Raw genomic sequence first — 10,614 nt, forward strand, 5'->3', positions numbered from 1 at the left:
GCCTGGTGGAAGCGGTTGAAGATGTGAGGCAGCTCCGAGGCCGGGATGCCCTCGCCGGTGTCGCGGACGGTGATCCGGACGGTGCCCGTCACGGCTTCCACCGCCACGCGGATCTTGCCGCCGGCGGCGGTGAATTTAAAGGCGTTCGAGAGCAGGTTGTAGACGATCTTCTCGAGCTTGTCCCGGTCGAAGTACACCTCGATGCCCTCGGGACCGGCCTCGAGCAGGAGCGACTTGCCCTCCCGTTCGGCGCGGGAGGCGAAGGAGAGGGTGAGGGCGCGGAGGAAAGCGACGAGGTCGCCGGCGCGGGCCTCCAGGCGGAGGCCGCCGGCCTCGAGCCGGGCGAGGTCCAGCAGCTGGTTGATGAGCCGGTGGAGCCGGTCGGCCGCGCGGAGCATGGGGCCGAGCTGGTCCCGAAGGCGGGGGTTGAGCTCCCCGTACGCGCCGGCGAGGGCATCGCGGATGGGGCCGAGGAGGAGGGTGAGGGGCGTGCGGAATTCGTGGGAGAGGTTGACGAAGAAACGGGTTTGGAGGGAAGCAGTCGCTTCTGTCCGCGTTCGCTCGATGGCAGTTTTTTCGAGTACCGCGGCCATTGCCATAAAACAGCTGGCAACAACAAAAGCACTAGAAATTGCATGACCTACAATGGCATAGGGCTCATTAAGGCGTAAAATGGGGAAGGTAAGGACATGGATAATCTGCAAAACGCTAATTAAGCAAAGAACTGAACCCGCGTATGAGAGCTCACTTCTCTTTGTCCTATAAATGATAATCAACGTTTCTCCTGCTGGATAAATAGATCCAAAAACAACGGGATATGCCACAATCCAGAAAGGGTTATCATACAACAATAGCAGGATCGAAACAGTCGTTCCAACGAAGAATATTGCAAGATATCTCCCTAGTCTCACATCGATCCACACCAGGTCTCGCAGAACATATACGAGGGCAACAATGGGCAGAAAAGCAGGCGCGATGGAGAACGCGATAAGATCACTACCTCCGAGATTCATGACGGCCTGTGCGACCAAACAAAACAAAAAGGCGGCTAAAAAAACCACCAGATGACCGTTAACACGACTCGGATCATGTCGATATAACCCAACGGCAATAAGCAAATAACAAACGACAAAAACACCAATAGCAATAAACGTATTGATAAGATAAATTGATGTATCCATCGGCGACCAAGAATATGGGGCAGACCAGATCATTGCTCGAAAGCTCCAGGCTGGCCGCCAATTTTCCCCTTCCCCACACGTGACCACATCCACTAATAAGCACTCTATCCATACTAAATCAATCCCGTAAATACGTGATCGTGCCCTTCTATCAGAGCTCGCTCGTGTCAATCGTGCATCACCAAAAAGCCCTCGAAACCGAGGTCTCGAGGGCTTCCATGGGCTTGCAGTAAAAAGGGAGGCTCAGGGGACGTGGACCGCCAGCTGCGGGTCGAAACATTGGACGCCACCATTGGCTTCCCCGTAATCGATGGCGTTGGCGCCCTCGGAGCAGCTACCCAGTAGCGTGTGGAGCTGCTCATACAGCACATCCGGATCGTTGGAGGCGAGTCCGTGGTACTTGATGATCAGGTGAAATTCGCCGCCGAGCGTGTTCACCAGTCCGGTTCCCGGCCAGGCGATCTGATCGACGTCCGTCGGGAAATACCCTTTGGGAATACGGGCCTTGAAATACCCGTTCCCGGAGGCATCCACCACATTGCCGGCGCTCCAAAACGCGGACGCATCCACGATGGCGGTCCGGACGAACAGATCTTCTTCCCCACAGGGGCTCGTTAAACATTCCTCCGGCTTGTTAAACACGATGAACCAGACCGTGTAGGCGCCCCGGGGCAATCCGCCCGTCTGGATGGTGTATTCGACGAAGTCGGCCGTCCGCACCAACTTCGAGATACTCCCGTCCGTGGGCGGGAAGAACACCCCGACATCCAGCACGCCCCCGCCGACCGACCCGGACGCCTGGAAGGGAATTACGGGGGTTGAGCTGACGATTCGGCTTGCCGAAGCCGGCGACTCGGGGGGCGTTACTTCGGCCGTGTCACAGGCGCCGACGAAAAACGCGATGCACAAGACTACGGCAAAGGATAGGGTTTTCATGATGTGTACCTCTTTGAGTTAATGGACACTGAGAACGACAGCCTGTAAGTAGCATTGATGCCAGGCTGAACCTCGGGATTCCTGTATCGGTAGCATGGGACATCAGCGGGGATACTAGCGTCATGACGCATTCGCGCCGGTTGTTTGTCCTATCCCAATCACACGGATAGGCCCTCCTTCACCCGCCAAACGCTGCCACCTGCGGGTTGAAGCATTCCGGCCCGAAACCGACGTCCACTCCGTTTGCCCCTTCGAGGCACTCTGCGCCAAAGGTATGGGTCTGTTCGTACTGAACAGCCGGATCGTCGGACGCCGGCCCATGGTAACGGAGCACCACTTGAACCTCGGCCTGGTCCGGATACACCAGCCCGGAGCCCAGGATCAGCTGCAACCCGGGTGCGCCCAGGTCATCCCCCACAGCCGTCTTCGCCGTGAACGACCAGATCTGGCCCGCCTCCACCACGGCCCCGCCCAGGTAATACACCGACGCCATGGTCTCGGGGTTGAAGTAGTCGTCGGTCGCGCCTCCACAGCGGCTGTTAGCCACCTCAGGCGTTACGGCAGCCAGACAGACGTCCGGGTTGTTAAACAGCGACCACCAGGCCGTGTACGCGCCGGCCGGCAGACCGTCGGTGCTGAAGCTGACCTCGACGGAGTTGTCATGGCGGACCAGCGTCGCCTTCGCGGCGCGTGTCGCCGGAAACAGATCTCCGGGCGACAATACCCCGCCGCCAATGTCCCCGGCCGCCATCCAGGGGTACACGCGCGACGCCTCAACGCCGCCGTGTCGACTGGCGGCGGCCGCCTGGGGGGTATCGCTCATCGAATCGGTGCCGGCCGTGTCACAGGCCAGACTCATCACACTCAGTACCAGAAGGGCATACCAGCCCTGCATCATACTTTTTTTCATACGACCACCTTTCTGTATTTCGCCATTGTACAGAGGATGCGCACACGGCGGCACGACCAGAACGGGGAATAGACGCCTGCCGATCACGCGGGAATTGACGCCTCAGGATAACCGATCTGGACAGTGACAAATCGGACAAGATGGGGGTATAAATGGGTCATGCGCAGAAGGGTCGAAATACACCTCTAGCGATTCGCTGGTTGTCTATCTAACCCCCTAAAACCCAAAAACCCCCAGCGACACAGGGTCACGGGGGTTGTCCGGGGCTTGCAGTAAACAGGGGGGCTCAGGGCACGTGCGTCGTGTATTGCGGATCGAAGCATTGGACGTTGAAAACGACGCCAGGGAACGGTTCGCCCAGATCCACGGCGTTGGCGCCTTCGTAGCAGCTACCCAGTAGCGTGTGCGTTTGATCGTAGAACACAACCGGATCACTCGACGGCAGGCCGTGATATTTGACGACGAAGCTTATCTCAGAACTCATCGTATTCTGAAGCCCCTCACCCGGCCATCCGATCTGATCGGGATCGGTCGGATAATACCCCTTTGGTACGCGCGCTTTGAAATAGCCGTGACCGTCGACTTCGACAACCCCTCCCGTCACCCAGAATGCGGAGGCGCCTGTTTCCGCGGAGCGTACATAGAGATCCAATTCAGGGCACGGACTGCCGGTACACTTTTCGGGTCTGTTCACCGAGAACATCCAGATTGTGTAAGCGCCCGGAGGCAGCCCGGTCGTATTGATGGTAAACTCGACGAAGTCCTTCGTGCGGATGACCTTGGATTCGCTCTCGCTCGTGGGAACGAAGAACGTACCAGGCACCAGCACGCCTCCGCCAACGTCGCCGGCAGGAAAACCAACAAGCATTTCAGTACTGCTGACCTTGCGTTTGCCGGCCATTGAGGCATCGGATTCGGGGGCCGTTTCCAGGGACGCCGTGTCGCACGCGGCCAGCATGAGTCCCGCTACCAGCAGACTCGCAAAAGACAATTTCATAGGACTACCTCCAGATGTGACGTTTGGTACAGGGGACAGGCGATTTGCCACATCGAACGTAGCCAAACCACACCGCGGTAATTCGGACATACTGGTGGCGGATCTGGCGCCGGCCGAAATGAGCCCAGTTTCTGTCCGATTTATCCACCCCCATTCCCCATCACGCCCCACTCAAGCCATCAGCCCGCTGACAACCTTCCCATGTACGTCGGTCAGCCGGTAGTACCGCCCCTGGTGCTTAAACGTGAGCCGCTCATGATCAATGCCTAACAGGTGCAGCATGGTGGCGTTGAGGTCGTGCACATGCACGGGGTCCCGCACGATGTTGTAGCTGAAGTCGTCGGTCTCGCCGTACGTAAACCCGGGCTTGACGCCGCCGCCGGCCATCCATAGTGTGAAGCAGCGGGGATGGTGGTCGCGCCCGTAGTTGTCGGGGGTGAGCGAGCCCTGGCTATAGATCGTCCGCCCGAACTCACCGCCCCAGATGACGAGCGTGTCGTCGAGTAAACCCCGGCGCTTGAGGTCGGTCACGAGGGCCGCGCTCGCCTGGTCGGTGTCCTGCGCCTGGAGCGAGATCTCGCGGGGCAGATCGGAATGCTGGTCCCACCCGAGGTGATACAGCTGGACGAACCGCACGCCGCGCTCGGCCAGCCGGCGCGCGAGGATGCAGTTCGCCGCATAGGTGCCGGGCCGGCGGGAGTCCGGGCCGTATAGCTCGAAGATGGAGTCGGGCTCGTCGGAGAGGTCCATCGCCTCGGGCACGGAGGTCTGCATCCGGTACGCCATCTCGTACTGGGCGATTCGGGAATGCACCTCCGGATCGCCGAAGGTCTCGGCGCGCAGGGTGTTCAGCTCGGTCAGGTAATCCAGCGCCCGCCGGCGGTCCTTGTCCCCGATGCCGGGCGGATTGTCCAGGTACAACACGGGCTGGCTGCCGGAGCGGAACTGGACGCCCTGGTGCATCGACGCGAGAAAGCCGGAGCCCCAGAGCCGCGAATAGATCGGCTGTGGCCGCTGCAATCCGCGGGACAGCAGCACAGAGAACGTAGGCAGGTTCTCGTTCTCACTCCCCAATCCGTAACTGAGCCAGGCCCCCATGCTGGGCCGGCCAGGCTGCTGCGAGCCGGTCTGAAAAAAGGTGATGGCGGGATCGTGGTTGATGGCCTCGGTGTGCATCGACTTCACGAAGCACAACTCGTCGACGATCTTCGCCGTGTGCGGCATCAACTCGCTCACCCACGCCCCGCTCTGGCCGTGTTGCGCGAAGTCGAAGTACGAGCGCGCCATCGGGAAGGTGCTCTGGCCGGCGGTCATCCCGGTCAGCCGCTGCCCGTTCCGCACGGAATCCGGCAGCTCTTGCCCGTGTAACTCGGCGATGCGCGGCTTGTAGTCGAACAGATCCATCTGCGACGGCCCGCCGCTCTGGAACAGGTAGATCACGCGCTTTGCGCGCGGCGCCAGATGGCCGGCCTGCAACAACCCGCCGGCCGACGGCCCCGCCGCGCCCGGGTTCGGCCCGATGCTGCACCCCGGCAACAGGGACGCCAGCGCTGCCCCACCGATGCCGAGGCTAAGGGTGGATAGGAAGTGCCGGCGGTTCGTGCACAGCGCGGCCTCGTGTTCGGGCCCGGAATAGATCAAGGGTTTGTCTGGATTCATGACCGCATCTTCGCTTCGTCCATGTTCAAGATCGTACTCACCACCACCGTCATCGCCGCGAGGTCGATGGGATCGGCCGCCGGATCGACGCCGTACGCCCCGACGCCCAGCAACGCCTCGGCCTCGGCCGGCGCCGCGGCGAACCGGGCCCGCTCCTCCTCGAATAACTGGCTCAAAATCGCCCGCTCGCGGTTGTCCGGCTCCCGCGATGTCGCCATCCGAAACGCCGTCGCGATGGCGTCGTCCCCGCGCAGTAGGCGCGTGGCGAGCACCCGCGAGGCCTCGATGTACTGGGGGTCGTTCAGCAGCACGAGTGATTGCAGCGGGGTGCTGGTCGATTGCCGCTTGACGACGCAGACGGCCCGCTCCGCGGCGTCAAACGTGAGCATCGCCGGCGGTGGAATCGTCCGCTTCCAGTACGAATACACACTGCGCCGGTACAAGTCGTCGCCGGTGCTCGGGCGGTATTTGTTTTCGCCGATCTGGTTTGCCATCTCCTTCCAGATCTCCCCGGGCTGGTACGGCTTCACCCACCATCCCCCGATCTCGGGATTCAGCAACCCGCTGATAGCCAGGGCGTTGTCGCGCACCATCTCGGCCGTCAGCCGTTGCGAAGGACCTCGGGCGAGCAGGATATTCTGTGGATCTCGGGCCAATTTTTCGGGGGAGATGCGGGCCTCCTGCCGATACGTGGCCGACAGCGCAATCTTGCGGATGAGGGCTTTGATGTCCCATCCACTTTCTTGCACCCAAACGGACAGTGCGTCCAGCAGCTCGGGGTGCGACGGCAGCGCGCCCTGGCTCCCGAAGTCTTCCTGCGTGGCGACTATCCCCCGCCCAAACAACAGCCCCCAGACGCGATTCACGAGCACACGCGACGTCAACGGGTGCTCGGGATGGGTCATCCATCGGGCGAGCCCGTGGCGGTTGCGTGGGTAGTCATCGGGAAACGGGAGGATGGCTGCCGGTGTGCCAGGCTCCACCCGGGTGGTCGGAGCGTCGTAGGCGCCGCGCGCGAGGATGTGGGTCGGCCGGGGCTCGGCCATCTCTTCCATCACCATCACCAACGGAATCTCGATGGGAATCCGCCGTAGGCTGTCGAGTACAACCTGCCATCCGAGGTACTCGGCGTCCTCGTGGAGCAGGTAGTGGGTGTAGAGATCGTTTCTGAACCCGGCCGGTGGCGTAGCTTCCGACACCCTGGCGAGCGGCCGGCCGCCGGCGAGCTGCGCCACTTCAAGGGGCGACAGCATGCGGCCATAGATCCGCACCTCGTCAATCGCGCCGCCATGAAACCCTTCGATCGCACCATTCGGCGTGTCACGAGTGTTCCAGTTGCCGATCAGCACCTCGTTCCCATTGAGGATGCTGAGGCGCTCGAGGTTGTCCGACTCCACCTTCACGGTCTGCGCTTCGCCGTCGATATACAACGCCACGCCGGCTGCCCGCCCCGAGCCGTCGTACGTCGCGAAGACGTGGGTCCATGCGCCCTCCGGAATCGGCGCGATTGTCACCACCTGCACCTCTTCTCCCCCGGCGTCGTGGATTAGGCTGGCGCGGAGCCGGCGGTCTTTCGTGAGGGTAAGCTGATAGCCGCCGCGTTTCTGCTCCTCGTTGCGCTTGACGATGAGGGCCGCGTCGCGGTCGCGCGCGCCTTCGTGGCGGATCCATGCGCCAAGAGAAAAGGCGCTGGCATGCTCGAAGTCCGCCGCATCCCCGATATCCAGGTAATTATGACCGTCGAACGCAAACGCCCGGCCGGCGTAGCCGTCGACGACTTCGGGCGGCGCGAGGACGTTGATGAGCCGGGTGTTGATGTACCCTGGATTCCCCTGGAGGGCCGGCGTGGCCTCGTGGGTCAGTTCATCGAGGGGGAGATGGACGACGAGGCCGGCATCCAGGCCCCGCATGAGATCCGCCTCGGCGAAACCGCGTTGCTCCCAACCGGCAAACGCCGGCGTGGGCGCCGCCTCGCGCGTGGCGACGAGAGCTTCCAGCCGTCCGATCCGGGCTCGGACGGAGTCCGCCAGGGCCTGGATGACGGGATCCTCGACCCGCATATTCGGCGCCGGCGCAAGGTCGAAGTAGTTGATCTGACCCCGCTCGTCGATCGTATTAAAAAACGCGAAAAGGCTGTAGTAGTCCTGCTGAGAAATCGGGTCGTACTTGTGGTCGTGGCAACGGGCACAATCCGCCGTGATGCCGAGAAATGTGGTGGCGACGGTGTGGGTGCGGTCGGCCACGTATTCGGTGATGTACTCCTCGTTCACCACGCCCCCTTCCTGGGTGATGCCGTGGTTGCGGTTGAAGCCGGTCGCGAGGCGTTCCTCGTAGCCGGCGTTGGGCAACAGGTCGCCGGCGAGCTGATGGGTGATGAAGTCGTCGTAGGGGAGGTTGGTATTAAAAGCGCGGACGACCCAGTCCCGCCAGGGCCACATCGTCCGGGGGCGGTCGTCCTGGTAGCCGTGGGAGTCGGCGTACCGGGCGGCGTCGAGCCACACGGAGGCCATGCGCTCGCCATAGGCCGGCGAGTTGAGCAAGCGATCGACCACACGCTCGTAGGCGTCCGGAGCGTCATCGGCCAGGAAAGCGTCGATTTCGGCGAGGGACGGCGGGAGGCCGGTCACGTCGAACGACACCCGGCGGAGCCACTCGGCGCGGGAGGCCGCCGGGGCAGGCGCGAGGCCTTCGCGCTCGAGGCCGGCGAGGACGAACCGGTCGATGGCGTCGCGCGGCCAGTCCGCCCGGCGAACGTCGGGGAGGGCCGGCATCGCGGGCGGCGTAAAGGCCCAGTGTTCTTTCCAGGCCGCTCCCTGCTCGATCCATTTTTCGAGGATGGCGATCTCGGTGGGGGTCAGTTCGAGCTTCGAGTCCTCCGGCGGCATCCGCTCCTCGGGGTCCTCGTGGTGGATGCGGCGTACGAGCTCGCTGGCGCCGGGGTCGCCCGGCACGATGGCGAACTGGTCCGTCGGCTGGCCGTCTTCATCGGTCAGCGCGGCGAGCGCGCCCTCGTGGGTATCGAGCCGGAGGCCGGCCTCGCGCGTGTTGGCGTCCGGCCCGTGGCACTTGAAGCAGCGGTCGGACAGGATGGGTTTGACGTGAAAGTTAAAATCGACCACCGCCGGCACGACGGCCGTCGCCTGGGTAGTGGATTCCGGTCCCGAGCAGCCGGCGAACGCAAACAGAGCAACGAGCGGAATAAGAAACGAGCTACGAGATAGCGGCATGCCGTGTCCACTCCAAAAGACGCAATGAGCCAGAAAACGCAATGAGCCAGAAAACGCGATGAGCCAGAAAACGCGATGAGGTAGTGGAGGAATATCGGCGATGGCCAGGGAAATGTCGAACCTCGCAGTGAAAAATTGCGGGATCGCCTGCCCGCGTGGCGGGTATGCCTTTCCCCGCCAGACGCCATCGCTATGACCCCCATCGCGCTTGCCCGCTACAACATTCTGTTCAGCCTCGGCATCCTGGGACTGAAATACGCGGCCTATGCGCTGACGGGGTCGGTGTCGCTGTACTCGGACGCGCTGGAGTCCATCGTCAACGTAGCCGCCGCGCTGATGGCGCTGTACGCCATCCAGGTCGCCGCGCAGCCGCCGGACCGCGAGCATCCGTTCGGGCACACCAAGGCCGAGTTCCTCTCGGCCGTCGCCGAGGGGGCCCTGATCCTGTTCGCCGCCGTCGAGATCGCCCGCGCCGCCGGCGCCCGCCTGTTGGCGCCCGTACCGCTCGAAGGGCTGACGGCAGGCCTCGCGCTTTCGTCGCTGGCCGGCGTGCTGACCGCCGCCTGGGCCGCATTCCTCATCCGCACGGGCCGAAAACGCCGCTCGCCGGCCCTCGTGGCCGACGGCAAGCACCTGTGGACGGATGTCGTGAGCACGGGCGGCGTGCTGGTCGGCATCCTCCTCGCCAATGCGACAGGTTGGTGGATCCTCGATCCCATCCTCGCCATGGCCGTCGCGATCAATGTCGTGATCGAGGGCCTCCGCCTCATGCGCGAGTCGATGGGCGGGCTCATGGACGAAAGCCTCCCGGACGCGCAAATGGACGACATCCAGCAGATCATCCGCACGTCCATGGACGGCGCCATCGAGGCCCACGCCCTCCGCTCGCGCACCGCCGGCCGGCACCGGTTCATCGAATTCCACCTCGTCGTCCCCGGGTCGATGTCCGTCGAAGCCTCCCACGCCATCTGCGACCGTCTCGAAACCGCCCTCGTCGCCGGCATCGCCGATTGCAGCGTCACGATCCACGTCGAGCCAGAAGGAAAGGCGAAACACCTGGGGCCCGTCGCGAGGCTCCGGGATTAGCGAGTCGTGAATAAGCGAGTAGCGAATAGCGATGGGGGTGATTCGTTGAGGGGGAGGGTATGTGGAGGCTTTAATTTACGTCTAGGTAGAGAAGAGCGGATGGCTTCCAGATTCAGCGAATATCCTGCATCTGTAGCTCCTCGCTACAGACCATTCACCAATGCCCAACATGATGACACCATCGAATGCAGAGCCGGCGGATGACGATCCCGATGCACCTTCGTCGATCCGCGCGGTTCAGATGGAGAACAGGCTCATTGTATTTGCGGTCCGTGTCTGTACGCTTTCGGAAAGCCTACCTCAGACATTTTCCGGGCGGCATGTCGCGAGTCAACTGTTCCGGGCCGGGACAGCGCCTGCGGCGCAGTATGCCGAGGCTCAGGGCGCTGAATCCCGCCCCGATTTCATCCACAAACTCAAAATCGCCGTCAAAGAACTGCGCGAAACGCAGGTCTGGCTCAAGTTCATCACCCAGATGAACTACCCGATCGACCCCAACCCCGAGCCCATACGCAAGGAGGCCGACGAACTGATTTCAATTCTGGTAAAAAGCATCCAGACCGCCCAACGCAATCACCACGCCCGCAAACCCTCCGCTAAACACCCCCCTCAATCCCC

At 62.5% G+C, this 10,614-nt stretch carries 8 protein-coding genes; 2 read left to right on the forward strand and 6 right to left on the reverse strand.

All coding sequences use genetic code 11. From position 1 onward, the window contains the following. From SH809_10915 to SH809_10940, 6 genes are all read right to left on the reverse strand, one after another. On the reverse strand, positions 1-599 hold a 599-nt coding region (locus SH809_10915), incomplete at its 3' end, for an ATP-binding protein (GenBank protein ID MDZ4700207.1). 825 nt (positions 600-1,424) lie between these two features. After that, complete coding sequence (locus SH809_10920) at positions 1,425-2,117, reverse strand: hypothetical protein (protein MDZ4700208.1); 693 nt, start codon at positions 2,115-2,117, stop codon at positions 1,425-1,427. A 178-nt stretch (positions 2,118-2,295) separates the two neighbouring features. Continuing rightward, on the reverse strand, positions 2,296-3,027 hold the full coding sequence (locus SH809_10925; GenBank protein ID MDZ4700209.1) for a hypothetical protein: 732 nt from the start codon (positions 3,025-3,027) through the stop codon (positions 2,296-2,298). Between the two features lie 286 nt (positions 3,028-3,313). Then, complete coding sequence (locus SH809_10930; protein ID MDZ4700210.1) at positions 3,314-4,114, reverse strand: hypothetical protein; 801 nt, start codon at positions 4,112-4,114, stop codon at positions 3,314-3,316. 81 nt (positions 4,115-4,195) lie between these two features. Continuing rightward, a complete protein-coding gene (locus SH809_10935; GenBank protein MDZ4700211.1) occupies positions 4,196-5,683 on the reverse strand; it encodes a DUF1501 domain-containing protein in 1,488 nt (495 codons plus the stop codon). Continuing rightward, a complete protein-coding gene (locus tag SH809_10940; protein ID MDZ4700212.1) occupies positions 5,680-8,910 on the reverse strand; it encodes a DUF1553 domain-containing protein in 3,231 nt (1,076 codons plus the stop codon). The genes SH809_10935 and SH809_10940 overlap by 4 nt, the downstream gene beginning before the upstream one ends. 192 nt (positions 8,911-9,102) lie before the next feature. Between SH809_10940 and SH809_10945 the strand changes: the two genes are divergently transcribed. Together SH809_10945 and SH809_10950 are read left to right on the forward strand one after the other, a co-directional pair. Then, positions 9,103-9,996 carry a cation diffusion facilitator family transporter gene (locus SH809_10945; protein ID MDZ4700213.1) on the forward strand — a complete coding sequence of 298 codons (894 nt, stop codon included), beginning with the start codon at positions 9,103-9,105 and terminating at the stop codon, positions 9,994-9,996. Positions 9,997-10,165: 169 nt separating this feature from the next. After that, the coding region (locus tag SH809_10950; protein MDZ4700214.1) for a four helix bundle protein at positions 10,166-10,614 on the forward strand (449 nt) is incomplete at its 3' end.

This window comes from Rhodothermales bacterium, assembly GCA_034439735.1.
In the GTDB taxonomy this organism is placed as follows: Bacteria; Bacteroidota; Rhodothermia; order Rhodothermales; family JAHQVL01; genus JAWKNW01.

Bases quoted from the DNA above. Each gene is read 5' to 3' on its own strand.
- SH809_10920 (MDZ4700208.1), bottom strand. From the start codon at position 2,117: ATGAAAACCCTATCCTTTGCCGTAGTCTTGTGCATCGCGTTTTTCGTC.
- SH809_10925 (MDZ4700209.1), bottom strand. From the start codon at position 3,027: ATGAAAAAAAGTATGATGCAGGGCTGGTATGCCCTTCTGGTACTGAGT.
- SH809_10930 (MDZ4700210.1), bottom strand. From the start codon at position 4,114: ATGTCCGAATTACCGCGGTGTGGTTTGGCTACGTTCGATGTGGCAAAT.
- SH809_10935 (MDZ4700211.1), bottom strand. From the start codon at position 5,683: ATGAATCCAGACAAACCCTTGATCTATTCCGGGCCCGAACACGAGGCC.
- SH809_10940 (MDZ4700212.1), bottom strand. From the start codon at position 8,910: ATGCCGCTATCTCGTAGCTCGTTTCTTATTCCGCTCGTTGCTCTGTTT.
- SH809_10945 (MDZ4700213.1), top strand. From the start codon at position 9,103: ATGACCCCCATCGCGCTTGCCCGCTACAACATTCTGTTCAGCCTCGGC.